Genomic DNA, 17,926 nt, shown 5'->3' on the forward strand with positions numbered 1-17,926 from the left:
GCCCCTGCGTAGGCGCGGAGGAAACATGCGGCGCGCATCATCAGAGACAAAGCCGGATACAAGCTCCTCAAGCCCAAAAACTGTATTTATTCAGGGAACGCAAAAATCCCGCCGATTCCGAAGAATCAGCGGGATTTTCTTTGAAGTGCGCCCCCTGGGACTCGAACCCAGAACCCATTGATTAAGAGTCAATTGCTCTGCCAATTGAGCTAGAGGCGCTTGCTTGTTTCAAGGTTTCCCTTGCAACAGAAAAATACTATACGCGAGTTTTTGTGGTGTACGCAAGTTGATTTGAGGTGAGCCTGGACACATTGTTTGGGTGGGGTGTGTGGGACACTAGACTGTGTGTATTGCATGGGGCGCGTCCGCCCTTGGTACTGTGTGGGGCGCATCCGCCGCTCCCCTGCTGATTTCTATTGATGTTTTGAGGAGTTATTGATGAGCGTTCGTCTTAAGCCGGGCACCCCGGCACCTGCTTTTACCCTTGCTGATGCGTCGGGTAAGGAGCACAGTCTGAGTGATTATGCGGGTAGCAAGGTGATTTTGTATTTTTACCCGAAGGCTTCGACTCCGGGTTGCACTAAGGAGGCGTGCGATTTCCGCGATAATTTGGCGTCGTTGAAGTCGTTGGGTTACGTGGTGTTGGGTGTTTCTCCGGATTCGCCGGCGGCTATTGCTCGTTTTGTGGAGAAGGAGTCGTTGACGTTCCCGCTGCTGTCTGATGCTGATCATGCTGTGGCTGAGGCGTATGGTGCGTGGGGTGAGAAGAAGAATTACGGCAAGGTGTATGAGGGCCTGATTCGTTCGACGTTTGTGATTGATGAGCAGGGTGTTATTTCTGTGGCTCAGTACAATGTGCGTGCGACGGGTCATGTGGCGAAGTTGCGTCGTGATTTGGGTATTGACCCGAAGTAGGGTCACGTTTTCTGGGGTTTGCGTATCGCTGTTCTGCTGCTTCTTGAGGGGCTGCTGCTCGGCGTGTTTGCGGGCTTTTTGCCCCATGGGGGCTTCTTTTAAGGCTTGGAGAACCTTGGTTCCTGGTGTACACTAATTTTTTGTTGCCTCAGACGCATGCATCTTCGGATGTGGGGTGACACTACGCGCGAGTGGTGAAATTGGCAGACACGCAGGATTTAGGTTCCTGTGCCTTATGGCGTGGGGGTTCAAGTCCCCCCTCGCGCACACACATTCACATTGGGCCCGCCGTCACGGTTTTCGTGGCGGCGGGTTCTCTTGTATGCGCCTTGCCGGGGTGGGTGTGTCTCGCCCGGTTGGGTGTTGAACCGTTATCCTGAGAGATAAGCATCCGCGACGGAAGAGAGGACCCTCCCGTGCAGCATCAGCCTTATGCATCATCAGCTGTTGGCAATTCTGATGCGCTGCTGCGAGCCACTGCCGGCTCGAGTGGCTTGAGTCGACGTGCCGTTTTGCGTTTTGGCGCGCTTTTTAGTGCTGGTTTGGCGCTTTCTGCGTGTTCTGGTCAATCTTCTGCTGGTTCGTCGGCTGGTTCTTCGGCGAGCGCGTCGTCTGCTGATGCGCGTCGTGTGTTTCGTTTTGCGCAGGGTGCGGCGCCGTTGGGTTTGGACCCGGCGTTGTTTCCTGTGGCGAGTACGTATCAGGTGACGGCGCAGGTTTTGCAGACGTTGTTGGTGGCGAATCATTACACGGGTGATCCTGAGGTTCAGGATTCGTTGTGTAGTGAGTGGACGGTTTCTGATGACCGCTTGGTGCATACGTTTGTGTTGCGTGAGGCGCATTTTAGTAACGGTTCTGCGTTGACTGCGGATGCTGTGGTGCAGAATTTCCAGAGGTGGCAGGCGTTGGCTACGGGTGAGGGTACTGCTGCTCATGCGGTGCCTGCTCAGCCTTTGTTTGCGTGGGGTTTTGGTGTGCCGAAGCCGGGTTCTATTGATCCTTCGGCGGTGGAGCCTGCGCCTGTTCAGGCGTCTCCGTCGGGTGCGACGACTCCGTCTGCTTCTGCAAGTGCTTCCCCGTCTGCTTCCGCAACTGCTACCCCGAGCGCGTCGGCTTCTGCATCGGCTTCTGCGGGTGCTCATGCTGCTACTCAGCCGGATGATAAGAAGAGCAGCAAGAAGGCAGATGCCGCCCAGTCATTTGCGGTGCAGTCGTTCTTGCCGCTGGTTTCGTCGGTGGTGGCGAAGGGTAACTCTGTGGTGGTGACCCTGTCGCGTCCTTCTCTGGCGTTCCCGCGTATTTTGACGCAGCAGGCATTTGGCATTATTGATCCTTCGCTGTTTGGTGCGGATCAGAAGCTGACGGGTAACCCGGTGGGTACGGGTGCGTTCCGTGTGGAGTCATTCGAGGCCGGCACGGTTCGCTTGCTGAAGAATACCCATTTTGATGGTCAGGCACCTGAGCTGGATGAGATTCAGATTTCGACCCTCACTTCGTCGGATAAGCGTTATTTTGCACTGATGGAGGGTCACATTGATGCGTGTGATCAGGTGAATTCTTCTGATCTGGGCCAGTTGGCGCGTGATGGCTATCAGACGCCGGGCCGTGACCCGTTCTCGCTGGTGTATTTGGGTTTGAATACGGCGCATCCGGTGTTGAAGAATATTTCGGTGCGTCGCGCTATTTCGCATGCTGTGGATCGCGGTGCGTTGCGTCAGTATTATCCGCAGGGCACCTCGGATGCGCAGACGCTGATTTCGCCGTCGTTCCGCATTAAGGCTGATGATGCGAAGGATTACACGGACCGCAATCAGGATATGGCGCGCTCACTGTTGGCAACTGCTGGGTACGACAATCAGGTGATTGAGTGTTACTACCCTGCCGATGTGTCTCTGCCGTGGATGGATACTCCGCAGAAGGTGTATTCGGAGATGGTGGCTTCGCTGATTGAGGTGGGCCTGAATATTAAGCCGGTGCCTCTGCCGTGGTCTGAGTATCTGTCGAAGAGCCGTGAGGTTTCTTCTGAGCGCGGTATTACCTTGGCGGGTTTCTACGGCATGTACCGTGACCCGTATGCGTTCTTTGGTCCGGTGTTGGCGCCGCTGATTGCTGAGCATCAGGTGCGTTCGTTGATTGCTAATGCGCCGTCGGATATGACGACTGGTTTGACGAAGAAGAGTTCTGATGTGCCGTCGTCGGGTGGTGCGAATTCGAATGTGCGGATTTCTGCGACTCCGAGCCCGCAGCCGAGTTATTCGCCGGACCCGTTGATGCCTGAGGAGGAGGCTTCGGCTTCTGCTTCGCCGAGCCCGTCGGCGTCACCTTCGCCGTCGCCTACTGCTGTGGCGGTGGCGCCGTCGCCTCGTTTTACTGAGATTTTGGAGGCGATTCGTACCGCGGACTCTGCCGATTCGGTGGATTCGCAGCGCGAGTTGTACGCGAAGGTTGTGTCTCAGTTGGGTCAGTTCATGCCGGCGGTTCCGTTGCTGAATGTGACGTCTAAGGTGGCGGTGAGCCGTGAGGTTCAGGGCTATCAGACGGAGCAGAATGCGATTGAGCTGTTCGGTAAGCTGCGTAAGTTGTAGGCAGTTCAGGTTTGAGTGTTGCGTTGCGTGTGTGTTTGGCGTGCCCTGGAGGGTTTCTACCCTCCGGGGAAGCTAACGTGTGAACTGCAACACTCTCCTGTTATTTGCTGATTCTAGCTATGCCTCCCCCGCTAAAAGGAGTAGGCTAGATGATGTACCCCACAGTCATTGTGCCCGAGGATGGGCACCCTCACCCTAAGGGAGAACTCAGTGGTAGCACGTACTGAACGAACCGACGTCGTCCTGGTCGGCGGCGGCATCATGAGCGCCACCCTCGGCGTGTTCCTCAAGGAGCTCGAACCGACCTGGAATATTATCCTACTCGAACGCCTCGACAAGGTTGCTCAGGAATCCTCCAACCCCTGGAATAACGCAGGTACCGGCCACTCGGCACTGTGCGAGCTCAACTACGCCCCCGCTGGTCCCGACGGTACTGTCTCCGCTGCCAAAGCGCTGAACATTAACGAGCAGTTCCAGGTTTCCCGCCAGTTCTGGGCATCCCTGGCTGAGAAGAATATTCTGACTGACACCAGCTTCATCAACCCGGTCCCCCACATGTCCCTGGTCTTCGGCGAAGACCACTCCAAGTACCTGGCTGCGCGCTACGATTCTTTCCGCAAGGAGAAGCTCTTCGAGCGTATGCAGTTCTCCAATGACCGCGAGAAGATTGGCGAATGGGCACCGCTGACCGTCAAGGGCCGCAAGGGTAACGAGCCGATGGCTGCAACCTGGTCCCCCGAAGGTACCGACGTGAACTTCGGCTCCCTCACCGAGCAGCTGGTCGATTACCTGCAGACCAAGGGTGTTGAGGTTCGCTACGGCTACCAGGTCACCAACCTGAACCGCGAATCGAACGGTTCCTGGCAGGTTGAGGCGATTAACCGCATCAACAAGGATGAGCCTCTGAGCATCAACGCGAAGTTCGTGTTCCTCGGTGCCGGCGGTGGCGCCCTGCACCTGTTGCAGAAGTCCGGCATTGAAGAGGGTAAGGGCTACGGCGGCTTCCCCGTCTCCGGCCTGTTCCTGCGCAACACCCACGAGGCAACCGCAAACCAGCACAACGCTAAGGTGTACGGTCAGGCTTCGGTGGGTGCACCTCCCATGTCTGTTCCCCACCTGGACACCCGCTACGTGGACGGCAAGCGTGCTCTGCTCTTCGGCCCCTACGCCGGTTTCAAGACAAACTTCTTGAAGCAGGGTTCCGTGCTAGATCTGCCGAAGTCCCTGCGCCTGCACAACCTGTACCCCATGACCCGTGCAGGTCTGGATAACTTCTCCCTTGTCAAGTACCTGCTCTCCGAGCTGGTCAAGGACAAGAACGCTCGCCTGGAGACCCTGCACCAGTACTACCCCGAGGCTGACGGCGGCGAGTGGGAGCTCATCGAGGCTGGTCAGCGCGTTCAGATTATGAAGAAGGACGCGAAGAAGGGCGGCATCCTGCAGTTCGGTACCGAGGTTGTCTCCGCAGCGGACGGCTCCATCGCAGCTCTGCTGGGTGCATCCCCCGGTGCTTCCACCGCGGCTCCGATTATGCTGAACCTGCTCAAGCAGTGCTTCCCCGCCAAGATTGCCGGTTGGGAGCCTCGCCTGAAGGAGCTCATCCCCGGTTACGGCGTGAAGCTCAACGACAACCCGGATCTGGCTGATGAGGTTATGGCTCACACCGCTAAGGTTCTGGGTATTTACAACTAGTTTTCAGCTAGTCGAAAACAGTATCTAACAAGCCTTTTTGAGGCTTTTCGGGGTGGTTACCCTCTCTAACTGACAAACAGGTTATCTATCTGCACTCGCAGAAAAATACGGGAGGGTCAGAAAACCCTATATAATGTCACCGCAGGGGCGGGAAGGACAGCTCATTGTTCTCCTCGCCCCTTCTGTGCGCCCACACGCTGAAGCTCATAGGCGCACCACTGTGTACACCCCACTCATTCAAGGAGCCCCATTGGCTGCACACACCGGCTCTTCCACGGACACCTCCTCAACCCAGGTACCCGCCGGAGCTCGACGCGGACTCTTCTCCCGTAAGAAGAAGCCCGCGGCCCCCAAGTACGCAAGCGTGAAACTGCGCGACTTCCCCAAGGGCAGCATTCTCTACATTCTGCGCCGTGCCATCTACAAATTCGGCGCAAACGGCGGCACCGATATGGCGGCAGCACTCACCTACTTCACCGTGCTGTCCATCTTCCCCGCCCTGCTGGCGATCGTCTCCCTACTGGGCGTATTCGGTCACGGTGAGGAAAGCGCCGCCGTCATCCTCGCCTTCCTCAAGGACAACGCGCCCGCCCAGATGTACGCCATTATGGAAGACCCCATCAAGCAGATTACCGGCGACCATGGCGCAGGCCTGGTGCTGTTGACCGGTATCCTCAGTGCGATCTGGTCCGCCTCCGGGTACACCGGATCCTTCGGCCGAGCTCTCAACACGGTCTACAACGTGCGTGAAGGCCGCCCCGGCTGGATTCTCAAGCCGCTGAACGTCTTCGTCACCACCGTGATTATCATCCTCGTGGTACTCATGATGCTCATGATGCTGCTGGGTGTAACCGTCCTGGACATGGTCGGTCGGTATGTACCCGAAACCGTGGATATGGAACTCATCAAGCTCATCTGGCTTAACGGCCGCTGGGTCCTCATCCTGTTCATGGCAATCGCCCTGATCACTCTGCTCTACGCCGCCACCCCGAACGTGCGCCGCTTCAAACAGTGGAAGCTCTCCCCCGGTGCGGCGCTGGCGCTCTTCGGCATGAGCCTGGGCGGTTTCGGCTTCACCCTCTACGCCAACAACTTCAGCAAGTACAACGCCACCTACGGCCTCATTGGTGGTGTGATTGTGATGCTGCTGTTCATCTGGATCATGAACAATATGCTCCTCTTCGGCGCGCACCTGGACGCAGAAATCATGCTCATGCGCCAGGTACTCGCCGGCGAAGACGACCACGGACACCTGAAGGTTCAGCCGCGCAGCACCACCGCATCCCGTGCGATGAAAGAACAGAGCGAACGCCTCATGTCCGCCGGACGCGAACTACAGCAGCAGGCGGCAGGCCAGGACATGCTCCCCAAGCCGAAGGGCCCCTCCATTGCGGATCGCGTGCAGAAGGCGGTGGACACCAACACCACCATGATTCGCACGTTCATTGCCGACGGTAAGGAACGCATCGAAAACGGCAAGGAACAGCTACAGAAGAAGCAGGCGAAGGCAGACGCCGCCGAAACTCAGGCTTCTGAGGCAACCGCGGCGAAGGCAGAAGCGAGCGCAAAGGCTGAACCTCAGCAGGAGGCGCTCTTCGACCTGAGTGCCGACAACTCAACCGGTGCGGCAAAGAAGAACTAAGCGGCAGCTCAGCTGAGCGCGTACCGCCTCAACGCATCAAGGGCGCGAGATAGAAAAGGGCGCAGGACAGAAACCCCGCGTTGGTCACTAAGATAGACATATGACCAGTGCAGATTTCTCTCCCGCGCCCTTTGCCGTACCCAATGCTGTTGTACCCGGCACTACCCTGCCCGACCTCGAGTACACCCTCTACCAGCCGCAGCAGCTCAAAAGCCGCGTCCCTGCCCTCATGATTCACGGCTTTGCCACCCGCGGCGAGCAGCTCTACGGCGGCACCAGCTGGATTCGCCAGTACCTGCGCGCGGGATACCCCGTGCTGATTGTTACCCTGCCCTACCACTCAGACGAATACCTCAAAGACCCCGAGTCCATGCACGCCATCGACTGCAAGCTCCCCAACAACACGGGCGTGCGTAGCGGCACGATTCCGTTCGATTCGGTGCCCCCTGTCGATGCGGAGGGCCAGCCACTGACCCCCATGCACCTGTTCACCAACCTGCTCGCCCAACTGCTGCGCACCGTCGCCACCGAGAACGACCTCGGCGTTGAACTGGAGCCCCGCGCGCACGTTATCGGCTTCTCCTTCGGCGCGCGCGTCGGCTGGGAACTCGCCCTCACCCACCCGGAGGCGGTCGCATCCCTCACCCTGGGCGGCCTGCCCCTGCACGACCACCTCATTACCCTGCGCGCCATGCTCGAAGCGCACGAGGGAACCAGCGCCTCCGCGAGTGCAGAAACCCCGGCGGCAGACTCCACCGACGAGGCGATTGCCTCCTTCACCTCGATTATTGACAACTCCCCCATTCAACCCGACGCGCTGCTGAAGTTCGTGAGGATTCCCTTCGGCCCGTTCTTCGACGTGCCCGCCCTGCGTGCCGGATCCCCCAACCTACCTGCGGGTCACCCGGGCGCGCATCCGCACGCACCCATCGCGGTCGTGCTCGGTGACTCGGACACCATCGCCGCCGACGGAGCGGAACTCTACGACATGGTGCGCGGCAACAATCCGCTTAACCGCTTCATCTCCCTGGCCGGCCGCGACCACGTGAACGCACTGACCTCGGGCGCGTTCCGACGCGGTGCGCTCGCCTTTGCGGCAGAGGTGGAGGCGGCAGAGTAAGTAGCCGCAGACTACGCGGGTTCCGGGAGGAGTAAGAGACAACGTCATAAAACGTCACATTCACCTGGGGGCTTCACGCTCAGCCCCGGGGTGCATCAGGTATGCCTTAGCTCTTAGAATGGGAACGTATCAAAAAACCTTTATCTGCGGTTGAGGCTCAACCGCGCCCAGCAAAGGAGCACCATGCACAAGGTTAAGGCTGTCGTAGCCCTCGCCCAGGACGCACCCGTCACCGTCACCACCATCAACGTACCCGACCCCGGCAAGGGCGAAGCACTCGTCAAGGTCCTCACCTGCGGCGTCTGCCAGACCGACCACCACTACGTCACCGGCGGCGTTGGCCAGGACTTCCCCTACCTGCTCGGCCACGAGTCCGCAGGTATCGTTGAGGCTGTCGGCGATGACGTCACCGACATCGCCCCCGGCGACCTGGTCATCCTCAACTGGCGTGCCGTCTGCGGCGAATGCCGCGCATGCCGCAAGGGCCAGCCGCAGTACTGCTTCGCAACCCACAACGCAACCCAGAAGATGACCCTCGAGGACGGTACCGAACTCACCCCCGCACTGGGTATCGGCTCCTTCGCTGAGAAGACCCTCGTCGCAGCTGGCCAGTGCACCAAGATCACCGCTGACATCAGCCCCGAACAGTACGCAGCCATCGGTCTGCTCGGCTGCGGCGTCACCGCAGGTCTGGGCGCTGTGCTGAACACCGGTGAGCTCAAGCGCGGCGAGTCCGTGGCAGTCATCGGCTGTGGCGGCGTCGGCACCGCAGCAATCGCAGGCGCACAGCTCGGTGGCGCAACCACCATCATCGCCGTCGACATCGACGAGGATAAGCTGGCACGCGCACGCGAACACGGCGCAACCCACACCGTGAACTCCTCCAAGGTCGACCCCGTCGAGGCCATCAAGGAACTCACCGGCGGCTTCGGTGCAGACCTCGTCATCGACGCTGTCGGCATCGCCCCCACCTTCAAGCAGGCATTCGAAGCACGCGACCTGGCTGGCCGCGTCGTCCTCGTCGGCGTGCCCGCACCCGGCACCACTTGGGACATCCCGCTGGATGAGGTGTTCGGCCGCGGCGGCTCCATCAAGAGCGCATGGTACGGCGACACCCTGCCCTCCCGCGACTTCCCCGAATTCGTGGACCAGTACCTGCTCGGCCGCCTCGACCTGGACGGCTTCGTCTCCGAGCGCATCCGCCTCGAAGACGTCAACGAAGCATTCGAAACCATGAAGACCGGCCGCGTGCTGCGCTCGGTCGTGGAACTCTAGGAGCGTAGCGTGAGCGAACGTATTGAACGAGTCGTCACCTCCGGCACCTTCTCGCTGGACGGCGGCTGCTGGGACGTCGACAACAACGTCTGGATCATCGGCAATGACTCCTCCGTGATCATCATTGACCCCGCCCACGACGTCGACAAGATCTCCCGCACCGTCGCAGGCCGCACCGTGGAGAAGATTCTGCTGACCCACGCCCACGACGACCACATCCGCAGCGCCAAGGAGGCGGCAGAACGCTTCGGCGCACCCGTCTACCTGAACCCCGCAGACCGTGTGCTCTGGGAAATGGTGTACCCTTCCTGGGACTTCGACCACGAACTCGCTGACGGCGATGTACTGCGCATCGGCGACACCGAACTGAAGGTCCTCGCCACCCCCGGCCATTCCCCCGGCTCCGTGTGCTTCTACGCACCCACCCTCAGCTGGGAAAACAGCGAAGGCGTCGTCTTCTCCGGCGACACCCTCTTCAACGGCGGCCCCGGCGCAACCGGACGCTCCTACAGCGACTTCGACACCATCATCGAGTCGATCTCGACCCGCCTGCTGACCCTGCCCGCGTCCACCGCGGTCCTCACCGGCCACGGCGACAGCACCGGCATCGGTCTGGAGGCGCCCGAGCTTCCTGCATGGATCAAGCGCGGTCACTAAACTGTAGCCTCACGCTGAGGCTCTCACACTGAGGTTCTCAGGCCGAGGTTCACCACAAACCGAGCACGGTACGCAAAAGGCGGATGCCCCACCACCTGCAGAAGGTGGCGGGGCATCCGCCTTTAAACATGCGCTAACGACGTTCCAACTGATCCCAAGGAGTCAGCTGCTCCTCATGCTCCTCACGCCACAGGTAGCCGTACAAATGACCCAACGCAAAATACAGCGTCGCAATAATCACCGGCACCATAAACGCATTACGGTAATACGGAGCGTCACCCATATAGCCGCCCCACATACTACCCATCGCAAGACCAATACCCAGCATCGAGCGGGTAAAGAAGCTCGCCTGCGCATCAGGAATATGCTTGAGCGAACGGTTCAGCCACAGCTCATGACCGCCAAACGCCACACCCAGCACCGCACCACACAGCACCAACGCATAGAAAATCGTGGACGTATCATCACTCGCCGGCAAATACAGGGCACCCATAATCAGCAGAACGCCGCTCACCAACCAACCATGCCACGGGTTCACCGAACGGGCACCCAAAACCACGGGGAAAGACACAAGCACCATCGCGCCGGTACCGGTCGCAACCATCGCCATGAACAGGTTCATCGAACCGTGAATCAGCGAGAAGCCCAGCAGACCCGAACCGACCGCGCCCATACACGCACCCAGCAGCACCAGACCAAGAATCAACACCACCGTCTGCTTATTCGGACGGACCAGATTCTTCGGCGGAGACATGCGAATACGCGAAATATCCGGCAGCCACATCGGCGCGGCCAGAACCACAATGAACAGTAGCGCATCCAGAATCATCGTGATCCAGAAGCCCGCATACTCATGATTCGGGGTGAGGTACGCATCGCCCAGCCGCACCAGCAGAGCAGCCAGCGGGTACATCGACAGGTTCGCCGTCGTCCCCCAAGAAACAGCTGTCGACAAGCGAACATCACTGTACTTATAGTTGCGGCGGTACAGCGACTCCAACGCAAACGGCGTCCACGGCGGAGTCGTAAAACCCATCGCCACGCAAGAGAGCGCATGGTATGTCGTACTCACGTTATTCGGGTCAACCGTCAAACGCCAACCAATGACCAGCATATTCAGCACCGCAGCAATATTCAGCACCGACGTAATCGCCAGCAACGCCCTCAAACCCAGGGCACGCACCAGCATCGGGCCGAGCATAATCTGCACCGAATACGCGCCAGCAAACGCCGCCACCGCATAGCCGCCATCATGCACACTACCCAGGTGGCTCGCCAACAGAATATACAGCGCAAACGCCGAAGAAGCCGCCGGAATATGGAACAGAATCGTCAACACATTACGGGCAAAGCCCTCATCACGGAGCACACCGCGCAGATGGTAACGCTGCTCCTTACCGTTACGCAGGAACAACGCCCAATGCTGACGCAAAATATCCGGCACCGAGGCGTTCGTATTAACCTCATCCGCAGTAGGAACCGGTCGCGGCGGCAACTCCTGCAACACGTGGTCGTTACTGCGCACCACATCCGTCAAGGACGTACCCGGAACCGTTGGAATACCCGTGCCCGAAGCACACGACTTATCCGGCGAATCGGAGGCGGGTGCCACCTTCATGGTGCGCGGAGGAACCTCCGGCGCGGATGCGTTAGCGCGCGCATCAGCCGAAGGTTCCACACGATACGTTGAATTCGGTGCCCTGTCCTGAGGTGTCGAGGTCATCATCTCTTTCACGAATAAGCCGCCGGACATGCCACAACAGCAGCCCGGAAGCGAATTTATGCCTACTAGGAGTTTACCCTCACCGACGAGCCGTTCTGACCCTTTTCAACCACAATCTGGGCGGGAATACGGTTCTTCATCTCCTCCACATGCGAAATCAGGCCAATAGTGCGCCCACTATCACGCAGCGATTCGATCGTGCCCATCACCATGTCCAGAGTTTCAGCGTCCAACGTGCCAAAACCCTCATCAATGAAGAGGGTATCCAACTCGATACCGCCATTATTCGCCTGAACAACCTCAGCCAGACCCAACGCCAACGACAGCGACGCCAAGAACGACTCACCACCGGACAGCGACGACGCCTCACGCGGCTCACCCGTCCAAGTGTCAGTAATCTCAAGGTTCAGGCCGCCACCGGAACGGCTACCCTTCGCACGGTGATCACTGAACACCATGCCGTAGCGGCCCTCACTCATACGGTCCAAATGCAGCGACGCCGATTGCAGAATACGCTCAAACTCGGCACCCAGCACATAGCTGACCAGGTCAACCTGATGCTCATAACCGCCCAGAGTGTCACCGCGGGCAGCCGCCGCCAAGTTAGCCAACATCTGCGCACGGTCATAACGCTGCGCCGTCTGCGCACGGAACGCCGCATACTCGCCACGCAGAGCCTGCAAAGAACGCAGCACGCTCTCCCGCTCGCCCTCACGAAGAGTCAAACGGTGCGCCGCCGCACGCAGCTGCTCAACCCGCTCACGCACGCCCTGCAGATCATCCGGCGCCTGCTCACCAGCGGCAACACGAGCCGCCACCGCAACAATCGCCTCACGACCAAAGCCCTCAAGGAGGCGGGCATGCTCCAGCTCATACGCGGCAACAGCCTGCTCTAGGGCATCAACACGCTCGGGGATGCGCACCGCCGCCTGCACCAGCTCAGCGCTCTCAAACGCAGACTCAGCCAGCAGACGCTGCGCCGCAGCAGCCGCCAGAGCATGACGCTCACGCGCCTGCCCCAACAGCAACACCGCACGAGCAAGACGCTGATGCGCCGCACGGTAGCCCTCCACAGCCTCAACACGCTGCGCAAAGCCCACCGCCGCACGAGCAGGCGCCAACTGCGCCGCAGCCGCCTCACAGCGCGCCGCAGCGTCACGGTGACGAGTCTGAGCCTCAACCGCCGCGCCCTCAATGGTGCGTAGCGCCTCCTGAGCCTTCTGCAGCTCAACCCGCACCCGCTCAACCTTCGCCAGCACGCCGTCACGCGCCGTCACGCGCGACTGAGCCTGCGCGAGGCGGGTCTGCGCCTGCTGCAGCTGCGCGGCAGTCTGCTCAACATCGCACTCGCCCTGGGCAGCCAGAGTCTCGTACTGGGTGCGGGCGGCGGCAAGCGCCTCGGAGGCTTCCTGATGCGCCTTGGTCGCCCGATCCTTAGCCAGCTCGTGGGTGCGCGCCTGCTTATGAGCCTTGTCTTCACGTTCCTTGGCGGCATCCAGGTCGGCACGCTCAACCAGCTGCTCACCCTCGGCAATCTGCGCGGGGGCGGGGTGCTCGACCGAGCCGCAGACAGCGCAGGGTTCGCCGTCCTTGAGCTCGCGTGCCAGCAGGGAGGACGCCTGGGCGAGGCGCAGCACCTGCAGGTTTTTGAACTCCTCCGTCGCGGCGAGCGCCTGCTGAGCCGAAGCCTGCCACTTTTCCTGTGCCTTCTGCTCAGCGGTGGTGGTGCGCTGGCTCTGCTTCTGAGCCGCGGCAACCGCGGCGGAGGCGACATCGAGCTTCTGCTGCATCTGCTGGGCGGCGTCGTGCTTCTGTTGCGCCTCGGTGACCAGGTGCGCGGCGAGGGTGCGTTCCTCGTCGGCGGTGCTGTAGCCGGCGAGTTCTTCGGCAAGCTGCTCAGCCTGGGTGGTGAGATCGCTCAGGGTCTTTTCGGCACGCGACTTGTCCAGTTCGAGGGCGTTAGCCTGCTTCAGCAGGGCGGCTGCGGCGGCTTCCTCGTCGGTAAGCTGTGCGTCCTTCTTCTGCAGGACGCGCAGGGTGTCGAGGAGCGCTTCGAGCTGGGCTTCCTGCTCGGCGGGTTCGAGATCCGGGAGCGCGGCGAAGGTCGTCTCCTCGGGGAAGGTGACGTCTGCCGAGGTTTCCTCATCGCGCAGTGCCGCAAGCAGGGTGTGACCAGTCTCATCCAGTGCGGATGCGCACGCCGTCTGCTCCTGCTGGCGGGCGGCGAGCGCCTGTGATTCGGTGTGGACCTGCGTGTACTGTGCGTGCAGGGGCGCGGCGGCACGCGCCTGCACCAGCTCTTCACGCTGCGCCTTGTGCTCATCGGCGCGTTCGGTCAGGCGGGTTCGGCGCTCGCAGAGCTGCTCGTATTCGCGCCAGTCGGCCTGCAGCTGGGCGCGTTCGGCGAGCAGGCGGGTGTTCCGGTCGGCTTCGTTGGTGAGGCGCTGCTGTTCCTGCTTCTCGCGCACGGAGGTTTTGCGGGCGCGTTCTACTCCGCCGGCAACCCATGCGTCGAGGGTTTCGGCGGTGACATTCTCGGCAGTGACGTTCTCAGTGGTGAGGTTTTCGGAAGTCTCCTCGCCCGCCTCCGCAGCTTCCTCAGCATCCGAATCCACAGCGTCCAGTAGCGACTGCAGGGCGAGCATTTCTGCGCGGGCACGTTCAAGGTAGCCGCGCTGGGTGTTTTCGTCCTGGGCGACTTCCTGCTGGGCGGTTTTCGCTTCCTCAGTGAGTGCAGCGAAGAGCTGTTCGTAGTGTTCGACGGGGAACATCTTTTTGAGCAGTTCTTTGCGTTCTTTGGGCTTGGACTTGAGGAATTGCGCGAACTGGCCCTGCGGCAGGAGTACGACTTTGAGGAATTGTTCTTTGGTCAGGTGGGTGCGTTCGGCGATGGTGCGGTTGACTTCGGCGACGCTGCTGGAGATGGGGATCCAGGCTTTTTCGTCGGCGGGGTCGGCGCCGGGTGCGAGTTCGGCGAGGGTTGCTTTGGCGCTTTCTTCGCGCATCTGGCCTTTGCGGGCGCCGCGGGTGATGGGTTTGTTGTAGGCGGGGGTGCGGTCGATGCGCAGGCGCTTGCCGTGGAGGGTGACGTCGAGTAACACGCGCGGTTTGGTGCCGCTGTGTGCCGCGTAGGTGGAGTGCAGTTTGGCGGATTCGCGGTCGCTGCTGGTTTCGCCGTAGAGGGCGTAGCAGATAGCGTCGAGGATGGTGGTTTTACCGGCACCGGTTGGGCCGTTGAGTAGGAATACGCCGGCGTTGTTGAGGGTGTCGAAGTTGATTTCTTGGCGCTTGGGGTATGCCATGAAGGCTTCGAATTCGAGGTTGTGCAGGATCATGCGTTGTCCTTGTGGCTTTTGATGTGGTCGCTGAGGGTGGTGATGACGTCGCGTTCTTCGCTGGTGAGGGGGCGGTTGCGTACGTATTGGTGGAATTGGTCGAAGGTTTCGACGGGGTCGGCGTCGCGGGTGGGCGGTGCGGCGGTGGGTTTGTCGGTGGCGGGTTGGGTGCTGCGGTAGCTGAAGTGGGAGATGGTTTCGTAGCGGCTGCGCAGGCGGTCGACGGCGCCGACGGGTAGGGTTTCGTCGGTGAGTTCGATGCGGCAGTAGTAGCCCTGCTCGTAGGGGCTGTTTTCTGGGGCGTTGAGTAGCTGCTCCATGGTGCCGCGCAGGGTTTTCATGTGTACACGGGTTGCCCATTCGTGGCTGCTGATGGTGGGTTCTTCGCCGGGGTTGAGTTCGATGAGGTAGGCGCCGTTGCGGTTGTGTTCTTCGCTGAATGAGAAGCCGAGCGGGGAGCCGCTGTAGCGGATGGTGTGGGTGACGGGGTAGCGCTTGTGGATGTGGCCGAGGGCTACGTAGTCGAAGCCGTCGAAGAGGGAGGCGGGTACCCAGTCGATGCCGCCGACGCTGATGTCGCGTTCGGAGTCGCTGCGGGGTGTGGTGTCTGCGCTGACGGTGGTGTCGCTGACGGTGGTGTCGCTGACGGTTGCATGGCTCATGACGATGATGCGGTCGGCGCCTTCGCCGCGGGCGCGTCGTTCTGCGGCGTCGGCGCGGATGGCGTCGGTGACGGCGCCGAGGACTGCCTGGTGGGTGGGTTCTACACCGAGTGCGGTGGCGTGGAGGCGCGGCGCGAGGTAGGGGATGGCGTAGACGTGTACGCGCTGGGTGCCGTCGGTGAGTTCGACGGGGCGGGTGGCGTCTTCGATGGTGGTGCGTAGGTGCACGCCGGAGGCTTCGAAGAAGGCGGCGCCGTAGCTGAGGCGGCGGAAGGAGTCGTGGTTGCCGGAGCTGAGGATGACTTGCACGCCGGCGCGCATGAGGCGGGTGAGCGCCTGGTCGAGCAGGGTGGTGCTTTCGGCGGTGGGGATGGTGCTGTCGTAGACGTCGCCGCTGATGAGGAGGGTGTTGATACCTTCGGCGTGCACGTAGTTGAGCAGTTCGTCGATGAACTGCTGGTGTTCGCGGGTGAGGGGGCTGCGGTGGAAGGTGCGGCCGAGGTGCCAGTCGGAGGTGTGCAGAATCTTCATGGTTTCAGTATGGCACTGCGTCGTGTTTTGCGCCTCACAGTTCGTCATTCAGGGCATAGGCACTCGCGCGGATCGGGGGCTCCGTCCTCGAAGCGCCCCCAGGCGCTGAAGAGGGGGGCACTCCCCCGCGAGCGTGAGTGCAAAGCTGCCCAGTGCACCCCTCACTCCGGATCAGGCACCCCATCGCGGCGTAGGTGCTCATGCGGAGCGGGGGCTCCGTCCTCAAGGCGCCCCGGCGCCGCAGAGGGGGCACTCCCCCGCGAGCGTGAGCACGAAGCCGCCTGGTACACCCCCACCCCGCGAGCATGAGCACGAAGCCGCTTATGCTCTAGCCTCCGCGTCCTGAACGCACATGGGATAATCGCCCTATGAGTTTTTCTTCTGTTGAGTTCACGCGTGCACCTGAGGTTTCGGCTGAGTTTGCGGGCAGGGTGCGCGGCTTGTTGTGTGCGTCTGCGCTGGGTGATGCGCTGGGCTATCCTCTTGAGCTACTGCCGGCGGATCAGATTGCGGCGTGTGGCCCTAAGCCGTGGGAGTCGGCGTTTGGTGAGCTGTTGGTCAGTGATGATACGCAGCTGACCTGCTTCACTCTGGATGGCCTGACGGAGGTTTTGGAGTGGAATAATGAGGGCGCGGCGGCGGATGAGTTGGCGTGTCTGTGGTTGGCATATTTGCGGTGGTTCCGCGGTATTGGTGAGGTTTTGCCGGAGTCTGCGCCGTTTTCGTTGGATCGTGAGATTGATGGGGCGCCCGAGTTGACGGCTCGTCGTGGTCCGGGTGCGGCGACGTTGCGGGCGTTGGGTTCGGGTGAGATGCAGTTGGTGTCGAAGTCGTTGAATCCTGATGCTTTGGGTAGTGGCGCGTTAGTGCGTTCGGCGGCGTTGGGTGTTTTGCCGGTGGCGCAGGAGCGTACGGTGGTTTTGTTGGCGGTGCGTGCGGCGGCGTTGACGCATGGGCATCCGGAGGCGTTGGCTTCGGCGGCGGCGTATGCGTTGTTGGTTCGTGATTTGTTGGCGTCCCCGTCGGGCACGTTTGGCTCGTTGTTGGAGGCGGCGCGGCGTGTGGTGTCGTGGTGTGGTTCGGTGGCGGCGGATGATTCGATTCCAGGTGATGCTTCGCGTACGGCGGCGGCGTTGAGTCGTGCCGTCGAGCTGCTGGAGGGCGGTACGGTACCGGTTCCGGAGGCTGTGGCAGAGCATTTTGGTACGGGTTGGACGGCGCCGGAGCTGTTGGGTGTGGCGTTCTGGTGTGCTGCGGATGCTGTGAAGGGCCTGCCTACTGATGCTGATGATGCGACGGTGCGTGGCGCCTTGTTTGAGGGGTTGTGCCGTGCGGTGTCGGTGGATTCGGATTCGGATTCGGTGGGTGCGATGGCGGCGGCGTTGTGGGCGGCGGCTGGTTTGCCGGTGGCTGCCGGTGAGGCTGATGCGTGGTCGGAGGCGCTGGGTCGTGTGCGTGGTTTGGATCAGGTGGAGGCGGTGGCGGAACGCTATCTGCGCCAGCTGGGACTGTAGCGGCGCTGAACCTCAACGGCATAGCGGACATGCGCAGCTGGGGGCTCCGTCCTCGAAGCGCCTGGCCCATTCATTTATTGGGGCGCTGAAGAGGAGGCACTCCCCCGCGAGCATCGTCCACAAGCCGTCGCAACAAACTGCCTAAGGGTACAGAAAAGGCTCTCCGGTATCTCGGAGAGCCTTTTTCTGTATGTGCTAGAACTAGCGAAGCTAAACCTTACGGCGTAGCCGGTCACGCGGAGCGGGGGCTCCGTCCTCGAAGCGCCCCCAGGCGC

At 61.0% G+C, this 17,926-nt stretch carries 11 protein-coding genes and 2 tRNA genes; 9 read left to right on the top strand and 4 right to left on the bottom strand.

Features of this window, described 5'->3' with window-relative positions; genetic code table 11:
* Positions 1-146: 146 nt before the first annotated feature.
* Positions 147-219: transfer RNA gene (locus tag HMPREF2942_RS04300), tRNA-Lys, on the bottom strand.
* 219 nt (positions 220-438) lie between these two features.
* Here HMPREF2942_RS04300 and bcp point away from each other — a divergent pair.
* From bcp to HMPREF2942_RS04340, 8 genes are all read left to right on the top strand, one after another.
* A complete protein-coding gene (bcp, locus tag HMPREF2942_RS04305) occupies positions 439-915 on the top strand; it encodes a thioredoxin-dependent thiol peroxidase (protein ID WP_070688476.1) in 477 nt (158 codons plus the stop codon).
* A 185-nt stretch (positions 916-1,100) separates the two neighbouring features.
* Positions 1,101-1,182 (top strand) — tRNA-Leu (locus HMPREF2942_RS04310).
* Between the two features lie 149 nt (positions 1,183-1,331).
* Positions 1,332-3,500 (top strand): ABC transporter substrate-binding protein, encoded by a 2,169-nt coding sequence (locus tag HMPREF2942_RS04315; RefSeq protein WP_070642684.1) that lies wholly within the window; start codon positions 1,332-1,334, stop codon positions 3,498-3,500.
* Between the two features lie 210 nt (positions 3,501-3,710).
* Positions 3,711-5,192, top strand: coding sequence for a malate:quinone oxidoreductase (locus tag HMPREF2942_RS04320; protein ID WP_070688477.1), 1,482 nt, complete (start codon positions 3,711-3,713; stop codon positions 5,190-5,192).
* Between the two features lie 250 nt (positions 5,193-5,442).
* Entirely contained in the window at positions 5,443-6,834 is a 1,392-nt protein-coding gene (locus HMPREF2942_RS04325; RefSeq protein ID WP_070688478.1) for a YihY/virulence factor BrkB family protein, read from the top strand.
* A 100-nt stretch (positions 6,835-6,934) separates the two neighbouring features.
* A complete protein-coding gene (locus HMPREF2942_RS04330) occupies positions 6,935-7,954 on the top strand; it encodes an alpha/beta fold hydrolase (RefSeq protein ID WP_070688479.1) in 1,020 nt (339 codons plus the stop codon).
* 183 nt (positions 7,955-8,137) lie between these two features.
* Positions 8,138-9,229, top strand: a complete 1,092-nt coding sequence (locus HMPREF2942_RS04335) for an S-(hydroxymethyl)mycothiol dehydrogenase (protein ID WP_005505506.1) — start codon at positions 8,138-8,140, stop codon at positions 9,227-9,229.
* 9 nt (positions 9,230-9,238) lie between these two features.
* The gene (locus tag HMPREF2942_RS04340; protein WP_005505505.1) at positions 9,239-9,886 is read left to right on the top strand and encodes an MBL fold metallo-hydrolase; all 648 of its coding nucleotides are present in this window, start codon (positions 9,239-9,241) and stop codon (positions 9,884-9,886) included.
* 133 nt (positions 9,887-10,019) lie between these two features.
* On the opposite strand, the gene HMPREF2942_RS04345 is transcribed toward HMPREF2942_RS04340, so the two are convergent.
* From HMPREF2942_RS04345 to HMPREF2942_RS04355, 3 genes are all read right to left on the bottom strand, one after another.
* Positions 10,020-11,609 carry an MFS transporter gene (locus HMPREF2942_RS04345; RefSeq protein ID WP_246824350.1) on the bottom strand — a complete coding sequence of 530 codons (1,590 nt, stop codon included), beginning with the start codon at positions 11,607-11,609 and terminating at the stop codon, positions 10,020-10,022.
* A gap of 65 nt (positions 11,610-11,674) precedes the next feature.
* Positions 11,675-14,944 (bottom strand): AAA family ATPase, encoded by a 3,270-nt coding sequence (locus HMPREF2942_RS04350; RefSeq protein WP_070688480.1) that lies wholly within the window; start codon positions 14,942-14,944, stop codon positions 11,675-11,677.
* A complete protein-coding gene (locus HMPREF2942_RS04355; RefSeq protein WP_070688481.1) occupies positions 14,941-16,137 on the bottom strand; it encodes an exonuclease SbcCD subunit D in 1,197 nt (398 codons plus the stop codon). Before HMPREF2942_RS04355 ends, HMPREF2942_RS04350 begins: the two co-directional genes overlap by 4 nt.
* 368 nt (positions 16,138-16,505) lie before the next feature.
* On the opposite strand from HMPREF2942_RS04355, the gene HMPREF2942_RS04360 reads away from it, so the two are divergent.
* The gene (locus HMPREF2942_RS04360; protein ID WP_070688482.1) at positions 16,506-17,651 is read left to right on the top strand and encodes an ADP-ribosylglycohydrolase family protein; all 1,146 of its coding nucleotides are present in this window, start codon (positions 16,506-16,508) and stop codon (positions 17,649-17,651) included.
* The last annotated feature ends 275 nt before the right edge of the window (positions 17,652-17,926 follow it).

This window comes from Rothia sp. HMSC071C12 (assembly GCF_001813895.1).
Taxonomy (GTDB): Bacteria; Actinomycetota; Actinomycetes; order Actinomycetales; family Micrococcaceae; genus Rothia; species Rothia mucilaginosa.